This window comes from Agromyces tropicus, from assembly GCF_039531345.1.
GTDB classification, from domain to species: Bacteria; Actinomycetota; Actinomycetes; order Actinomycetales; family Microbacteriaceae; genus Agromyces; species Agromyces tropicus.
The window spans coordinates 148,553-164,915 of sequence record NZ_BAAAPW010000007.1; the positions used below are offsets into that span (position 1 = coordinate 148,553).

13 protein-coding genes are annotated in these 16,363 nt (G+C 71.7%); 8 read left to right on the forward strand and 5 right to left on the reverse strand.

What is annotated here, in order from left to right; translation table 11 throughout:
• Positions 1 to 303 precede the first annotated feature (303 nt).
• The 4 genes from ABD230_RS18015 to ABD230_RS18030 are packed head-to-tail and all read right to left on the reverse strand — an operon-like array spanning position 304 to position 4,196.
• On the reverse strand, positions 304 to 1,089 hold the full coding sequence (locus ABD230_RS18015) for an ABC transporter ATP-binding protein (RefSeq protein ID WP_344378190.1): 786 nt from the start codon (positions 1,087 to 1,089) through the stop codon (positions 304 to 306).
• Entirely contained in the window at positions 1,076 to 1,999 is a 924-nt protein-coding gene (locus ABD230_RS18020; protein WP_344378193.1) for an ABC transporter ATP-binding protein, read from the reverse strand. Before ABD230_RS18020 ends, ABD230_RS18015 begins: the two co-directional genes overlap by 14 nt.
• Complete coding sequence (locus tag ABD230_RS18025; protein ID WP_344378298.1) at positions 1,989 to 2,969, reverse strand: branched-chain amino acid ABC transporter permease; 981 nt, start codon at positions 2,967 to 2,969, stop codon at positions 1,989 to 1,991. Before ABD230_RS18025 ends, ABD230_RS18020 begins: the two co-directional genes overlap by 11 nt.
• A gap of 12 nt (positions 2,970 to 2,981) precedes the next feature.
• Positions 2,982 to 4,196: a branched-chain amino acid ABC transporter permease gene (locus ABD230_RS18030; RefSeq protein WP_344378196.1), complete on the reverse strand. Its 1,215-nt coding sequence runs from the start codon at positions 4,194 to 4,196 to the stop codon at positions 2,982 to 2,984.
• A gap of 351 nt (positions 4,197 to 4,547) precedes the next feature.
• Here ABD230_RS18030 and guaB point away from each other — a divergent pair, with 351 nt between their 5' ends.
• Positions 4,548 to 6,050 carry an IMP dehydrogenase gene (guaB, locus tag ABD230_RS18035; protein ID WP_344378199.1) on the forward strand — a complete coding sequence of 501 codons (1,503 nt, stop codon included), beginning with the start codon at positions 4,548 to 4,550 and terminating at the stop codon, positions 6,048 to 6,050.
• A gap of 43 nt (positions 6,051 to 6,093) precedes the next feature.
• Here guaB and ABD230_RS18040 read toward each other — a convergent pair whose 3' ends face one another.
• Entirely contained in the window at positions 6,094 to 7,254 is a 1,161-nt protein-coding gene (locus ABD230_RS18040) for a MalY/PatB family protein (protein WP_344378203.1), read from the reverse strand.
• 141 nt (positions 7,255 to 7,395) lie between these two features.
• Between ABD230_RS18040 and ABD230_RS18045 the strand changes: the two genes are divergently transcribed.
• From ABD230_RS18045 to guaA, 7 genes are all read left to right on the forward strand, one after another.
• Positions 7,396 to 9,096 carry an ABC-F family ATP-binding cassette domain-containing protein gene (locus ABD230_RS18045; protein WP_344378211.1) on the forward strand — a complete coding sequence of 567 codons (1,701 nt, stop codon included), beginning with the start codon at positions 7,396 to 7,398 and terminating at the stop codon, positions 9,094 to 9,096.
• A gap of 61 nt (positions 9,097 to 9,157) precedes the next feature.
• Positions 9,158 to 10,282 carry a GuaB3 family IMP dehydrogenase-related protein gene (locus ABD230_RS18050; protein WP_344378214.1) on the forward strand — a complete coding sequence of 375 codons (1,125 nt, stop codon included), beginning with the start codon at positions 9,158 to 9,160 and terminating at the stop codon, positions 10,280 to 10,282.
• A gap of 152 nt (positions 10,283 to 10,434) precedes the next feature.
• Complete coding sequence (locus ABD230_RS18055; protein WP_344378216.1) at positions 10,435 to 12,165, forward strand: glycerol-3-phosphate dehydrogenase/oxidase; 1,731 nt, start codon at positions 10,435 to 10,437, stop codon at positions 12,163 to 12,165.
• Positions 12,166 to 12,284: 119 nt separating this feature from the next.
• The gene (locus tag ABD230_RS18060) at positions 12,285 to 13,115 is read left to right on the forward strand and encodes an SURF1 family protein (RefSeq protein WP_344378218.1); all 831 of its coding nucleotides are present in this window, start codon (positions 12,285 to 12,287) and stop codon (positions 13,113 to 13,115) included.
• Positions 13,116 to 13,258: 143 nt separating this feature from the next.
• Positions 13,259 to 14,179 (forward strand): S1C family serine protease, encoded by a 921-nt coding sequence (locus ABD230_RS18065; RefSeq protein WP_344378301.1) that lies wholly within the window; start codon positions 13,259 to 13,261, stop codon positions 14,177 to 14,179.
• 82 nt (positions 14,180 to 14,261) lie between these two features.
• Positions 14,262 to 14,756 (forward strand): DUF3817 domain-containing protein, encoded by a 495-nt coding sequence (locus tag ABD230_RS18070; RefSeq protein ID WP_344378220.1) that lies wholly within the window; start codon positions 14,262 to 14,264, stop codon positions 14,754 to 14,756.
• The gene (guaA, locus tag ABD230_RS18075) at positions 14,753 to 16,330 is read left to right on the forward strand and encodes a glutamine-hydrolyzing GMP synthase (RefSeq protein ID WP_344378222.1); all 1,578 of its coding nucleotides are present in this window, start codon (positions 14,753 to 14,755) and stop codon (positions 16,328 to 16,330) included. Before ABD230_RS18070 ends, guaA begins: the two co-directional genes overlap by 4 nt.
• Positions 16,331 to 16,363: the final 33 nt, after the last annotated feature.

Genomic DNA, 16,363 nt, shown 5'->3' on the forward strand with positions numbered 1-16,363 from the left:
GGTCGCGGGCGATGGCCGTGCGGGAGCGCCGCTGTGCGGGCGCTGGAGGACGTTCCGGCGTGTGATGCGCCCCGCGGGACGGGCCGGTCGAATCGGCCCTCTCGCGCCCGTCCTCGGCTCGACGCCGCTGCGGCACGTCCGGTCACCTGTCGCGGCGCGAGTCGACCGCGTCGCCGCGCGCCGCGAGAGCTCGGCGGCTCCTCCGACGAGGGCCGGGAACGATCCCCGTCGGCTCGACGCGCGCCGGACACGACGAAGGGGGCGGATGCCATGCGGCATCCGCCCCCTTCGGGTCGAGTCCGGCTACTCCTGGCCGAGCGTGCCCAGGTAGAGCCCGATGACCTTCGGGTCGTTGAGCAGCTCGCGGCCGGGACCCTCGTAGGCGTCGCGGCCCTGGTCGAGGACGTACCCGCGGTCGCAGATCTGGAGGCAGCGACGGGCGTTCTGCTCGACCATGATGGTCGTGACGCCGGCGCGGTTGATCTCCTTCACGCGGAGGAACGCCTCGTCCTGGCGCACGGGCGAGAGGCCCGCGCTCGGCTCGTCGAGCAGCAGGACGTGCGGCCCCATCATCAGCGCCCGCGACATCGCGACCATCTGCCGCTCGCCGCCCGACAGGGAGCCGGCGCGCTGCGACAGCCGCTTGCCGAGCTCCGGGAAGATGTCGACGACGAACTCCAGGCGGTGCTTGAGGTCCTTGGGCTTCTGGAAGACGCCCATCTCGAGATTCTCCTGGATGGTCAGCGACGGGAACACGTTGTTCGTCTGCGGGACGAACCCGACCCCCTTCGCGACCAGCTTGTTCGCCTTCAGGTTCGTGATCTCGTTGCCCTGCAGGAAGATGCCGCCCTCGCGGACCTTCACGAGGCCGAAGATCGCCTTCAGGAGCGTCGACTTGCCGGCGCCGTTCGGGCCGATGATGCCGATGAGCTCGCCGTCGCGGGCCGTCAGCGAGCAGCCGTTGAGGATGTTCACGCCGGGAAGGTAGCCCGCCGTGACGTCCCGCACCTCGACGACGAGGTCGCGTGTGTCGACCGTGGCCGTGCCGGCCGCCGACTCCGCGCTCGCCGCGGATTCACTGTTCGTCATCGATGAGCTCCTTCATGGCGTTGACGTGCTCGGCGGCGTCCGGGTCGTCGTCGCCGAGGTCGGTGTCGTGGTGCGCGCCCAGGTAGGCGTCGATCACGGCCGGGTCCCGCATGACCTCGTGCGGGTCGCCCTCGGCGACGATCTTGCCCTCGGCCATGACGATCACCCAGTCGGCGATGTGCCGCACCATGTGCATGTCGTGCTCGACGAAGAGCACGGTCATGCCCTGGGCCTTGAGGTCCAGGATGTGGTCGAGCAGCGACTGCGTGAGCGCGGGGTTCACACCGGCCATCGGCTCGTCGAGCATCACCAGCTGCGGGTCGCTCATGAGTGCGCGGGCCATCTCGAGGAGCTTGCGCTGGCCGCCCGAGAGGCTGGCCGCGTAGTCCTCCTGCTTGGCGTCGAGCTTGAAGCGGGTCAGCAGCTCCTGCGCCTTCTGCTCGATCTCCTCCTCCTGCTTGCGCCAGAGGAAGGGCAGGATCGAGCGGAACAGGTTCTCGCCGGCCTGGTGCTTCGCGCCGAGCTTCATGTTGTCGAGCACGGTGAGCAGGCCGAGCGCCTTGGTGAGCTGGAACGTCCGGATGAGGCCCATCCGGGCGACCCGGTAGGCCGGCACGTGCGCCAGCGAGCGACCGTCGAACTGCCACTTGCCCTCGTCGGGCTTGTCGAAGCCCGTGAGCAGGTTGAAGAACGTGGTCTTGCCGGCACCGTTCGGCCCGATGAGCGCCGTGATGGCGTTCCTCGGGATCTCGACGTGCTCCACGTCGACGGCCGTGAGGCCGCCGAACGTGCGCTTGACGCCGTCGGCGATGATGATCGGGTCGACCTTCTTGACCCCGGGGGCCGGGTCGCCGACGTGGAGGCCGGTCGTCTTGACCGGCTTGGCGGGGGGAGCGACGTTATCGGACAAAAGCCAACTCCTTCTTGTTGCCGAAGATGCCCTGTGGCCTGAAGACCACGAGGAGCATGATCACGATGCCGACCAGGATGAAGCGCAGCTGGCCGGCCTGGACCTGCGTCATGAACGGGAACCAGCCCGCCTCGACTCCGCGGGAGATGAAGCCCGAGAAGAACGAGAGCAGCACCCAGAAGATCATCGAGCCCACGATGGGGCCGAGGATCGTCGCGGCGCCGCCCAGCAGCAGGATCGCGTAGATGAAGAAGGTGAGCGACGTCTGGTAGTTCGCGGGCACGACCGCGCGCGGCATGATGAAGATCATGCCCGCGAGGGTGCCGAAGACGCCACCCAGGATCAGGCTCTGCATCTTGTACGAGTAGACGTTCTTGCCGAGGGCGCGCACGGCGTCCTCGTCCTCGCGGATGCCCTTGATCACGCGGCCCCACGGGCTGCGCATGAGCAGCCACGTGAACAGGGCGGCGAGGATCACGACGGTCCAGCCGAGGATGCGGATCCACCAGTCGTACGCGTTGTACGTGAACGGGCCGAACCCGTACGTGCCCGGCGGAATGGGGTTCAGCGCGGCCAGGCCGCCCTTGTACCCCTGGAGGCCGCTCGCCGACCCGGTGATGTCGTCGAACGTGTTGGTCGTGAAGATCAGTCGCAGGATCTCCGCGGCCGCGATCGTCACGATGGCGAGGTAGTCGGCCCGCAGTCGCAGGGTCGGGATACCGAGGATCAGCGCGAACACGATGGACGCGCCGATGCCGACGAGCACCGAGGCCCAGACGGGGAAGCCGAACGACAGCGTCGAGATGGCGTACCCGTAGGCACCGAGGGCCATGAAGCCCGCCTGACCGAAGTTGAGCAGGCCGGTGTACCCGAAGTGGATCGCGAGGCCGAGGGCGGCCAGGGCGTATGCCGCGGTCGTCGGGCTGATGAGCTCCTGCGCCGCGTTCGAGAAGATCTGAATCCAGTCGATCATGTCGGCCCCTTATCCGATTCTCTCTCGGCGACCCAGGATTCCCTGCGGTCGGAACAGCAGCACGAGGATCAGCACCAGCAGTGCGCCGACGTACTTCATGTCACTCGGCAGCCAGAGCGTCGACACCTCGATGAAGAGGCCGACGATGAGCGAGCCGACGAGGGCGCCGAACGCGGTGCCGAGACCGCCCAGCGTGACCGCCGCGAAGATGAGCAGCAGGATCTGGAAGCCCATGTCCCAGCTGACGCCGGGGCGGAAGTACGCCCAGAGGATGCCCGAGAGGCCGGCGAGCGCCGCACCGAGCACCCACACGATGCGGATGACGCGGTCGACGTCGATGCCGCTCGCCGCGGCGAGCGGGGCGTTGTCGGAGACCGCGCGCGTGGCCTTGCCGATGCGGGTCCGGAGCAGGAAGTACGCGACGCCGAGCAGCACGACCACGGAGGTCGCCATGCTGACGACGTCGATCCACGAGAGCAGGATCGGTCCGAGCTGGATCTCGCGCGGGAGGGTCGCACCGGGCAGCTGGCGGGTCGAGCCGCCGTAGAAGAACTGGTACGTGTACCGCAGCGCGAGCGAGAGGCCGATGCTGACGATCATCAGGGGGATCAGGGCGACGCCGCGTTTGCGCAGCGGCTTCCAGATCACCGCGTCCAGTCCCCAGCCCAATCCGGCCGAGAGCACGATGGCGATGATGATCGCGAGCCAGACCGGCACGCCGAGCGTGGTGCTGAACGTCAGCATCATCAGGGCGCCGAACGTGATCATCTCGGCGTGGGCGAAGTTCGACAGGCCCGTGGTGCCGAAGATCAGCGAGAGCCCGATGGCCGCGAGGGCGAGCAGCAGGCCGAAGTTGAGGCCGTTCACCACGCGGATCAGGACCTGCGCCGCGTAGTTGGTCGTGACCCGTTGGCCCTCGCCGAGGAAGAAGTTCACCGCCTTGTTCTTGGTGAGCCCGAACTCCGCGTCGACCGTGGACTGGCCGTCCTCGACGACCACGCCCTCCGGGAGGGTGTCCTCGTCGAGCGAGACCTCATAGGCCTCCTTCTCGGGGACGCCGAGTCGCCACTGGCCGTTCTCGTCGGTCTCGGTCTCGGCTTCGAAGCCGCGACCGGAGACGGAGATCCTCACCCCCTCGAGCGGCTCGTCGTTGTACTTGACGTTGCCGCTGAAGAAGTACTCGAACTCCTCGGCCTGTCCGTCCGTACCCCCTTCGTCCGCCATCGCAGGGGACGCTGCGATGCCGGACAGAGTGAGTGCGGACAGAAGGAGTCCGAGGAGGAGGAGCCACCTCCCACGAGAGCGTGGGCGGACTGATTGCGTGGATTCCACTGCACCTCCAAAGGTCCCGGCATGGGGGTCGACCGGGTTCGCCTTTCCTGCGACGACGTCGTCACAGTACGTGCCGATTATGTCCCATGTGTTTCAGCCGGGATCACAAGCGGCCCTCGATTGTTATCCGGGGAATGGCGGGCGCGCAAACTCGCTTAAACTCTCTGTACCGCGACGATGCGCCCGTGCCCGCGAACCCGCGGTCCGCGGGCGATCGAGCACGACTCGAGACGAAGGGGCGACATGGATCAGGCCGATCCGTTCGGATTCACGGGACTCACGTACGATGACGTCCTCCTGCTGCCGGGGCACACCGACGTGATCCCCAGTGAGGCCGACACCAGTTCGCGCCTGACCAAGCGCATCACCGTGGCGACGCCGCTGCTGTCGGCGGCGATGGACACCGTGACCGAGTCGCGGATGGCGATCGCCATGGCCCGCCAGGGCGGAATCGGCATCCTGCACCGCAACCTCTCGATCGCCGAGCAGGCCGAGATGGTCGACCGTGTGAAGCGCAGCGAGTCGGGCATGGTCTCGAACCCGGTGACGACGACGCCGGATGCCAGCGTGGCCGAGGTCGACGAGCTGTGCGCCACCTACCGGGTGAGCGGCCTGCCCGTGGTCGACGCCGACGGCGTGCTCGTGGGCATCATCACGAACCGCGACATGCGCTTCGTCTCCGACTTCGAGAAGGCGACGACGAAGGTCGCAGACGTCATGACGACGGCGCCCCTCATCACCGGCCGCGTCGGCATGGACCCGGACGAGGCCGTCGCGATCTTCGCGCAGCACAAGGTCGAGAAGCTGCCGCTCGTCGACGACGCCGGCCGGCTGACGGGCCTCATCACCGTCAAGGACTTCGACAAGTCGGAGCAGTACCCGAACGCCACGAAGGACGCCGAGGGCCGGCTGCGCGTCGGCGCCGCGATCGGCTTCTTCGGCGAGGCGTGGGAGCGCGCCGAGGCGGTGCGCGACGCGGGCGTCGACGTCATCGTGGTCGACACCGCGAACGGCGAGTCCGCCGGCGTGCTCGACATCATCCGTCGGCTCAAGGCCGACCCGACGTTCGCGCACATCGACGTGATCGGCGGCAACGTCGCGACGTACGAGGGTGCGAAGGCCCTCGTCGACGCGGGCGCCGACGCCGTCAAGGTGGGCGTCGGCCCGGGGTCGATCTGCACCACCCGCGTCGTCGCCGGCGTCGGCGTGCCGCAGGTCACCGCCGTGTACGAGGCCTCGAAGGCCACGAAGCCGGCGGGCGTCCCGCTCATCGCCGACGGCGGCCTGCAGTACTCGGGCGACATCGCGAAGGCGCTCGTCGCCGGCGCCGACACGGTGATGCTGGGCTCGCTCCTCGCGGGCACCGCGGAGAGCCCGGGCGAACTCGTCTTCCAGAACGGCAAGCAGTTCAAGGCCTATCGGGGCATGGGTTCGCTGGGCGCCATGCAGACGCGCGGCAAGAAGACCTCGTACTCGAAGGACCGCTACTTCCAGGCCGACGTGCCGAGCGACGAGAAGCTCATCCCCGAGGGGATCGAGGGCCAGGTGCCCTATCGCGGACCCGTCTCGGCGGTGGCGTACCAGCTCGTCGGCGGCCTGCGCCAGTCGATGTTCTACGTCGGTGCGCGCACGGTGGCCGAGCTGAAGACCAAGGGCCGCTTCGTGCGGATCACCCCGGCCGGTCTCAAGGAGTCGCACCCGCACGACGTGCAGTTCGTCGTCGAGGCGCCGAACTACACGCGCTGAGGGTCGGTGCGGCGAGGCCTCCGATGGGGAGCCGCTCGCCGCATCATCCCCGGTCGTGCGCGTCGGCGATCCGGGCGATCGCCTCGGACAGCACCTCCGGAGAGCACGCGAGGTTCAGCCGCGCGTGTCCTCGGCCGACCTCGGCGCCGAAGTGCGGTCCGTTGGCCAGCGCGACGCGGGCGCGCTCCAGCGCGACCGCGGCCGGGTCGTCGCCCCACCCGAGCGCGGTGAGGTCGAGCCAGGCGAGGTAGGACGCGTCCGGCATGCGGTACCGCACCGTCGGCAGTTCGTCGGCCAGGAGGTCGGCGAGCAGCCGGCGGTTGTCGTCGATCGCGGCGATCACGCCGTCGAGCCAGGTCGCGCCGTGCCGGAACGCGGCGATCGACGCGATCGCGCCGAACTGCCCCATGCGCCACTCGACCTCGTACGGGAACGCCTCGCGGACGGCGTCGCCGCGCGCGCTCGCCGTCACGACCATCGCGGCCTTGAGGCCCGCGAGGTTGAACGCCTTGCTCGCGGCGGTCACCGCGAGTCCGTGCTCCCGCGCGGCATCCGACACCGTCAGGAACGGCACGTACGGCGATGCGGGCTGCGCCAGCGGCCCGTGCACCTCGTCGGCGACGATGGTCGCGTCGAACCGAGCCGCGAGGTCGGCGAGCGCCGCGAGTTCGTCGCGGCTCGGCACGAACCCGACGGGATTGTGCGGATTGCAGAGCACCATGGCGCGCGCACCGCGCGCGAACGCCGCCTCGATGCCGACGAGGTCGAGGCTCCACCCCGCGTCGATGCCGCCGGCGAGCGGGACGTCGACGACCCTCGCCCCGGCCTCGGTCACGAGGTCGAAGAACGGCGGGTAGATCGGCGGCGTGATCACCACACCGGAACCTGCCGGCACGGCGCGGCGGAGGATCTCGACGATCCCCGCGCTCACGTCCGAGACGCAGCTGACGCGCGCCGGGTCGGGCTCCCAGCCGAGCCGCTCGGCCGCGAAGGGCGCCAACGCCTCGGCCACGGGTCGGCTGCCCGAGTTGTAGCCGGTGTCCGAGCGGCGGATGGCGGCGTGCAGCGCCTCGGCGATCGGCTCGGCCAGCGGGTAGTCCATCTCGGCGATGGGCAGCGGCAGCACGTCGGGGTCGTAGCTGCGCCACTTCGCGCTCGTCCGGGTGCGGAGGAGGTCCAGCGGGTCGGCGGCGACGCGGTGCATGCCACCAGCCTGCCCCCGGGCGGCCCGGCACGCCACTGCGGATCGCGGCCGCTCGCGGCGCGGCATCCGTCTGTGTAGTCTGGTCGGCTGCCCGTCGGGCGGCGCGGCACGAGCCGCGATCCCGAACGGAACTGGCGCACCATGGGCTTCGTCGACGTCAACGGCGTCTCCTTCTCACTCCCCGACGGCCGGCCGCTGCTGTCCGACCTCGCGTTCCGCGTGGCCGAGGGCCGCACGACCGCGCTCATCGGGCAGAACGGCGCGGGCAAGACGACGCTCCTGCGGATCATCCGCGGCGAGCTCCGCCCCGACGAGGGGAGCGTGCAGGTCGAGGGCGGACTCGGCGTCATGGACCAGTTCGTCGGGCGGGGCGAGGTCGTCGACGGCGTCGACCGGACCGTGCACGGGCTGCTCGTCTCCGTCGCACCGACACGCGTGCGCAGGGCCGCGATCGAGCTCGAGGCGGCCGAGCAGGCGCTCATCGAGTCCGACGACACGGCCGCGCAGGTGCGCTACGCATCGGCGCTCGCCGACTACGCCGAGTCGGGCGGATACGACCAGGAGGTCGTCTGGGATCGCTGCACGGTCGCCGCGCTCGGTCTGCCGTTCGAGCGGGCGAGGTGGCGCGAGCTGGCGACGCTCTCGGGCGGCGAGCAGAAGCGGCTCGCGCTCGAGGCGCTCCTGCGAGGCCCCGAGGAGGTGCTCGTCCTCGACGAGCCCGACAACTCGCTCGACGTGCCGGGCAAGCGATGGCTCGAACAGCAGCTGCGGGCCACGCCCAAGACGGTGCTGCTCGTCTCGCACGATCGCGAGCTGCTGGCCCGCGCGGCCGACCGGATCGTGACGCTCGAGGCCGGTGCCGCGGGCAGCACCGCATGGGTGCACGGCGGGAGCTTCCGCGGATACCACGCGGCGCGCGAGGCGCGCTTCGCGCGGCTCGACGAGCTGCGCCGGCGGTGGGACGAGCAGCACGCGCAGCTGAAGCAGCTCGTGCAGGCCCTGAAGGTCAAGGCCACGTACAACGACGGCATGGCCTCCCGCTACCAGGCCGCGCTCACGCGGCTGCGGAAGTTCGAGGAGGCCGGCCCGCCCGAGGAACGGCCCCCGGCGCAGGCCGTGTCCATGCGGCTCCGGGGGTCGCGCACCGGCAAGCGCGCGGTCGTGTGCGAGGGGCTCGAGCTCGCCGGGTTGATGCGGCCCTTCGACCTCGAGGTCTGGTACGGCGACCGGGTCGCCGTGCTCGGCTCGAACGGGTCGGGCAAGTCGCACTTCCTCCGCCTGCTCGCGGCGGGCGGCACCGATCCCGACCCGGCGAAGGGTCACGTGACCGATGTCGGCGCGACGCTCGCGGCGGTGCCGCACGAGGGTCGTGCGATGCTCGGCGCCCGGGTCGTGCCGGGGTGGTTCGCGCAGGGCCACGAGTTGCCCGGGCTGCGGGGGCGCACGCTGCTGGACATCCTGCATCGCGGCGACGCGAACCGCGAGGGCATGGCCCGCGAGGCGGCGAGTTCGGCGCTCGACCGCTACGGGCTCGCCGGCGCCGCCCTGCAGCGGTTCGAGGCGCTCTCGGGCGGGCAGCAGGCGCGACTGCAGATCCTGCTGCTGGAGCTCTCGGGTGCGACCCTGCTGCTGCTCGACGAGCCGACCGACAACCTCGACCTCGTCTCGGCCGAGGCGCTGGAGGACGCGCTCTCGCGCTTCGACGGGACCGTGCTCGCGGTCACCCACGACCGCTGGTTCACGCGGACGTTCGACCGGTACCTCGTGTTCCGCGCCGACGGCGAGGTCGTCGAGGCGGACGAGCCCGTGTTCGACGAGGCGCGGGTCGCGCGGGCGCGCTGAGGCCGCCTGCGCCCCGGCGGCATCCGTGTCGGTCGTCGGGGCGCTTCGGTAGGGTTGACGGGTGACCCAGGAGATCGAGATCGGCCGCTCCAAGCGGGGCCGTCGCGTCTACGCGTTCGACGACATCGCCATCGTGCCGAGCCGGCGCACCCGTGACCCGGAGGACGTCTCGGTCGGGTGGTCGATCGACGCGTACCAGTTCGACATCCCGTTCCTGGCCGCGCCGATGGACTCGGTCGTCTCGCCGCAGACGGCGATCATGATGGGCCAGCTCGGCGGCCTCGGCGTCCTCGACCTCGAGGGCCTCTGGACGCGCTACGAGGACCCGGAGCCCGCGCTCGCCGAGATCCGCAACCTCACCGACGAGCAGGCGACGGCCCGCATGCAGGAGCTGTACTCGGAGCCGATCAAGCCCGACCTGGTGTCCGCCCGCCTCGCCGAGATCCGCGCGGCCGGCGTCACGGTCGCCGGCGCGCTCTCGCCGCAGCGCACCCAGGAGCTGTACGAGACGGTGGTTGCGGCCGGCGTCGACCTCTTCGTCATCCGCGGCACGACGGTCTCGGCCGAGCACGTGTCGAAGAACCAGGAGCCGCTGAACCTCAAGAAGTTCATCTACGAGCTCGACGTGCCCGTCATCGTGGGCGGCGCGGCGACGTACACCGCGGCCCTGCACCTCATGCGCACGGGCGCCGCGGGCGTGCTCGTCGGCTTCGGCGGCGGTGCCGCCTCGACCACGCGCACCACGCTCGGCATCCACGCGCCCATGGCCACCGCGGTGGCGGATGTCGCGGGCGCGCGCCGCGACTACCTCGACGAGTCCGGCGGGCGCTACGTGCACGTCATCGCCGACGGCGGCGTGGGCGCCGCGGGCGACATCGTCAAGGCCGTCGCGTGCGGCGCCGACGCGGTCATGCTCGGTGCGGCGCTGGCGCGCGCGACGGACGCGCCGGGCGGCGGATGGCACTGGGGCCCGGAGGCGCACCACGCGAAGCTGCCGCGCGGCCAGCGCGTGCAGGTCGGCCAGGTCGCCCCGCTCGAGGAGATCCTCTACGGCCCCGCGCCCGCGGCCGACGGCACCGCGAACCTCGTGGGCGCCCTGCGCAAGTCGATGGCCACGACCGGGTACTCCGACCTGAAGGAGTTCCAGCGCGTCGAGGTCGTCGTGGCGCCGTACCCGGCGGTCTGACCTCCGGCGACCGCCCGTCCTACACCGGGCCGGCGCGCCTGTCGACCCTGCCCGCGTCCCAGCAGATTCCATGGCACCCCCGCGGGGGGAGCGGGTAGCGTGGAGCGGGACGGGCGGCGCCGCCGCGGTCCGCCCGGGGATGGGGAGCGACGATGGCGAGACTGAAGTCGGTGACGCGTTCGAACAAGCTCGGACCGGAGGAGCGCGAGGCGGCGATCGCCCGCCTGAAGGAGAAGGAACTCGACGTCCTGGTCGTCGGCGGCGGGATCGTCGGCACGGGATCGGCGCTCGACGCCGTGACGAGAGGCCTCTCCACCGGTCTCCTGGAGGCACGCGACTGGGCGTCCGGCACGTCCAGCCGATCATCCAAGCTCGTGCACGGCGGCATCCGCTACCTCGAACAGCTCGACTTCCGCCTCGTGCGCGAGGCGCTCATCGAGCGCGGCCTGCTGCTGCAGCGGATCGCGCCGCACCTCGTGAAGCCCGTGCGCTTCCTCTACCCGCTGCAGAAGCGCATCTTCGAGCGCATCTACATCGGCGCCGGCATGCTGCTGTACGACATCTTCAGCTACTCGGGCGGGCGCCCGCCGGGCGTGCCCCACCACCGGCACCTGTCGAAGCGCCAGGTCATGCGGGCGATCCCGTCGCTCTCGAGCGACGCGCTCGTCGGCGGGCTCACCTACTACGACGCGCAGGTCGATGACGCCAGGTACGTGGCATCCCTCGCGCGCACGGCGTCGTTCTACGGCGCGCACGTCGCGAGCCGCGTCAAGGTCGAGGGCTTCGTGAAGGTCGGCGAGCGAGTGGTGGGCGTGAAGGCCCACGACCTGCAGACCGACGAGCACTTCGAGATCCGGGCGAAGCAGGTCGTCAACGCCACGGGCGTCTGGACGGACGACACCCAGCGCATGGTGGGCGAGCGCGGCACGTTCAAGGTGCGCGCGTCCAAGGGCATCCACCTCGTGGTGCCGCGCGATCGCATCCAGTCCGCGATGGGCATGATCTTCCGCACCGAGAAGAGCGTGCTGTTCGTCATTCCGTGGGGCCGGCACTGGCTCATCGGCACGACCGACACCGACTGGAACCTCGACAAGGCGCACCCGGCCGCGACGGCGGCCGACATCGACTACCTGCTCGAGCACGTCAACGCCGTCATGGCGATCCCGCTCACCCGGGAGGACGTCGAAGGCGTGTTCGCGGGCCTGCGGCCGCTGCTCGCCGGCGAGAGCGAGTCGACGTCGAAGCTCTCGCGCGAGCATGTCGTGGCGCACACCGTGCCCGGCCTCGTCGTGGTCGCCGGCGGCAAGTGGACGACCTACCGCGTGATGGCGAAGGACGCGATCGACGCGGCCGCCGACGCCATGGACGGTCGCGTGCCGAAGTCCACGACGCAGGACATCCCCCTCCTCGGCGCGGAGGGCTACCAGGCGGCGTGGAACAAGCGCGGCAAGATCGCCCGGGCGTTCGGCGTGCACAAGGTGCGCATCGAGCACCTGCTGAACCGCTACGGCACGATGACCGACGAGCTGCTCGACCTGATCCGCGAGAACCCCGAGCTCGGCGAACCGCTGCCGGGCGCCGACGACTACCTCGGCGCGGAGATCGTGTACGCCGCGTCGCACGAGGGCGCACTGCACCTGGACGACGTGCTGGCGCGGCGCACGCGCATCTCGATCGAGGCGTGGGACCGCGGCGTGTCCGCCGCGCCGGTCGCGGCCAAGCTCATGGCCGGCGTGCTCGGCTGGGACGCCGAGCGCGAGTCGCTCGAGGTGGAACGGTACCTGCAGCGCGTCGCGGCCGAGCGCGCCTCGCAGCAGCAGCCCGACGACGAGTCGGCCGACCGCGTGCGGCTCGAGGCGCCGGACATCGTGAAGGTCGACTGACCGTCGAGCACGGATGCCGCGGGCGAGCGCCCCGCGGCATCCGTCGCCCGCCGCCGGGTGCCGCGACGGCGGGCGCCTCGCAGGAGGCGTGCATCCCGCCCGGCTAGAATCCGAGCGACATGCTCCGGATGATGCTGCGCCCGCGGTGGGTGCTCGCCCTGCTCGCCGCGCTCGGCGTCGCGGCGGGCTTCGCGCTCCTCGCGCAGTGGCAGGTGGATCGCGCCGTCGAGCAGGCGACCATCGAGGTGCGCCCGACCGAGGAGGTGCGTCCGCTCGGCGACGTCGTGGAGCCGGACGGCCCGACCGAGCAGGCCGCGACCGGGCAGCGCGTCTCGGTCGCGGGCACCATCGTCCCGGGCGACACCGTGCTCGTGCAGGGCCGCCTCAACGACGGCGTCGCCGGCTGGTGGGTCGTCGCCCACCTCGAGGTGACGGATGCCGCGCCCGGCGGCCTCCCGGTCGCGGTCGGCTGGGCCGCCGACGAGGAGACGGCACGCGACGCGCTCGCCGAGGTGGACCGCGCCGCGGCCGACGGCGGCGAGGTCGAGGTCGTCGGCCGGTTCCTGCCGTCGGAGGCGCCGGTCGCGCCGGGTCCGGAGGACGACCCGCAGGCGATGACCACCGTGGCCGTCGCGCACCTCGTCAACGTCTGGGCGGACTACGACGACCGGTCCGTGTACTTCGGCTACGTCACCGCGGGGGAGCCCGCCGCCGGCCTCGAGGCGATCGCCTCGCCGCCGCCGGAGCAGGAGGCCGAGCTCAACTGGCTGAACGTCTTCTACGCCGTCGAGTGGGTCGTGTTCGCCGGCTTCGCGGTGTTCCTCTGGTACCGGCTGGTGCTCGACGCCGTGCAGCGCGAACGCGAGCAGGCCGAGCAGGACGCGGAGGAGGCCGCGGCGGCCGCGGTCGCCGGCGACGCCGACCGCGCCGAGGCGGCGGCGCGCGACTGACCCGGCAGCGGGCGGGCGCGGTTCCGCCCGCGGCGAACTCCGGCCGCGACCCCTCCCTGCGGGGTGAGGATGCCGGTGTGGGCGACGAACGAGGAAGCGACGACCGGGGCGGGCCGCGTCCCGCGGCGGACGACGACGCGACGATCCCGGAGACGCCGCTGGACGCCTACTCCCGCGTCGTGACCGGCGTCGCCCGCGACCTCCTCCCGAGCATGGCCAGCCTGGCGGTGCGCTCCCGACGCGGGGCCGGCACCGGTTCGGCGAGCGTCGTCTCCGCCGATGGGGTGCTCCTGACCAGCGCGCACGTCGTGGCGGGCGCCGACCGCGCCGAGGCGGCGTTCGGCGACGGCACCTCGGTCGACGCCGACGTCGTCGGGCGCGACCCGCTGTCGGACCTCGCCGTGCTCCGCGCCCACGGCGCGGTGCCGCCGCCCGTTCCCCTCGGCGACGCGCGCAGCCTGCGCGTCGGACAGCTCGTCGTCGCGCTCGGCACGCCGCTCGGGCTCGCGGGAAGCGTGACCGCGGGCATCGTCTCGAACCTCGGCCGCTCCCTGCCGACCGCCGCCGGCCGGGTCGTCGACGAGGTCATCCAGACCGACGCCGCGCTGAACCCCGGCAACAGCGGCGGCGCGCTCGCCGACGGACGGGGTCGCATGGTCGGCGTGAACACCGCCGTGGCCGGCGTCGGCCTCGGCCTCGCGGTGCCCATCAACCCGGCCACCCGCGCCATCATCGACGCCCTCGTCGCGCACGGCCGGGTCCGGCGGGCGTGGCTCGGGATCGCGGGCGCCCAGGTGCGGCTCGCGCCCGAGCTCGCCGCGCGCATCGGCTCGCCCACGGGCCTGCAGGTCACGTTCGTCGTCGCCGGGAGCCCGGCCGAGGCCGCCGGCATCCGCCCCGGCGACATCGCGGTCAGCCTCGACGGCACCGGCATCGTGACCGCGACCGCCATCCAGCGGCTCATGGTCGAGGACGCGATCGACCGCGAGGTCGAGATGACGCTGTGGCGCGGCGGCGCGCTCGTCGACGTGTTCGTGGTGCCGCGCGAGCTCGTCGGATCGTAGCCACGGGCGGGGACCGTGCGGCGCCGGGGCGCGGCATCCGTCACGGCCATCGCCCAGCCGGGCGCCCCGTAGACTGGACGCCATGCCCCTCGCGCCCAAACCGGCTGATTTCCCGCGCATCCGCGGGGCCCTGAAGTTCTACATGGTGGCCTCGGTCATCACGGGCGTCATGCTCCTCCTGCTCTGCACGGAGATGCTGCTGAAGTACGTCTGGCACCTCGAGCTCTTCGCGTTCGGCCCGAACGGGCTGCTCGCCTTCGAGCCCGTCGTCGAGACCCCCGAGGGGCTCGAGTCGACCGGCACGGGCGTGAACCTCTCGACCGGCATCCTGATCGCGCACGGCTGGTTCTACGTCGTGTACCTGTTCAGCAACTTCCGGCTGTGGAGCCTCATGCGCTGGCCGTTCTGGCGCCTGCTCGTGCTCGCCTCCGGCGGCATCGTGCCGTTCCTCTCCTTCATCCTCGAGGCCCGCATCGGCCGCGAGGTCCGCGACTACCTCGCGACGCGCGAAGCGGATGCCGCGGCCGCGCGCCCCGCGTCCGACTCCGACTCCGAGCCCGTGGAGGCCGCCCAGTGAGCGAGACCCAGCAGCGACCCGTCCTCGTCGTGGACTTCGGCGCGCAGTACGCGCAGCTGATCGCGCGACGCGTGCGCGAGGCATCCGTCTACTCCGAGATCGTGCCGCACACGATCACGGCCGAGGAGGTGCGCGCGAAGGACCCGATCGGGATCGTGCTGTCGGGCGGGCCGTCGTCGGTGTACGAGCCGGGCGCGCCGTCGCTCGACCCGGGCATCCTCGAGCTCGGGGTGCCGACGCTGGGCATCTGCTACGGCTTCCAGGTCATGGCGCAGCAGCTCGGCGGCGAGGTCGCGCACACCGGCCACCGCGAGTACGGCTCGACCGCGGCCACCGTGCGCGTCGACGACCGGAACCTGCTGCTCGGCGGACAGCCCGAGCACCAGACCGTGTGGATGAGCCACGGCGACTCCGTCTCGGTCGCGCCCGAGGGCTTCGAGGTGCTCGCGTCGACCGCCACCACGCCCGTCGCCGCGTTCGCGAGCGACGACCAGGGCTTCTACGGCGTGCAGTGGCACCCCGAGGTCAAGCACTCGCCGTACGGGCAGGACGTCATCGAGAACTTCCTGCACAAGGCGGCGCGGATCCCCGCGGACTGGAACCCCGACAACGTCATCGCCGAGCAGGTCGCGCGCATCCGCGCACAGGTCGGCTCTGCGCGCGTCATCTCGGCACTGTCGGGCGGCGTCGACTCGGCGGTCTCGACGGCGCTCGTGCACGAGGCCGTCGGCGACCAGCTCACCGCCGTGTTCGTCGACCACGGGCTGCTCCGCAAGGGCGAGCGCGAGCAGGTGCAGGAGGACTACGTCGCGGCCACCGGCGTGCGCCTCGTGACCGTCGACGCGGCCGACACCTTCCTCGCCGCGCTCGCGGGCGTCACCGACCCGGAGGAGAAGCGCAAGATCATCGGGCGGGAGTTCATCCGCGCCTTCGAGCAGGCCGAGCGCGACCTCGTCGCCGAAGCCGCGGCCGAGGGTGAGAAGGTGAAGTTCCTCGTCCAGGGCACGCTCTACCCCGACGTCGTCGAGTCCGGCGGCGGCACGGGCACCGCGAACATCAAGAGCCACCACAACGTGGGCGGCCTCCCGGAGGACCTGCAGTTCGAGCTCGTCGAGCCGCTGCGCACGCTCTTCAAGGACGAGGTGCGCGCCATCGGCCGCGAGCTCGGCCTGCCGGAGGCGATCGTCGGCCGCCAGCCGTTCCCGGGCCCGGGCCTCGGCATCCGCATCGTCGGCGAGGTCACCCGGGACCGCCTCGAGGTGCTCCGCGAGGCCGACGCCATCGCGCGCGCCGAGCTGACCGCGGCGGGCCTCGACGGCGAGATCTGGCAGTGCCCGGTCGTGCTGCTCGCCGACGTGCGCTCGGTCGGCGTGCAGGGCGACGGCCGCACCTACGGGCATCCGATCGTGCTGCGCCCGGTGTCGTCGGAGGACGCGATGACGGCCGACTGGACGCGCGTGCCGTACGAGGTGCTCGCGAAGATCTCGAACCGCATCACCAACGAGGTGCGCGAGGTCAACCGCGTCGTGCTCGACGTCACGTCGAAGCCGCCGGGGACCATCGAGTGGGAGTGAGGTCGCGCGAGCGCGCGACCTGAGCCGGAGGGC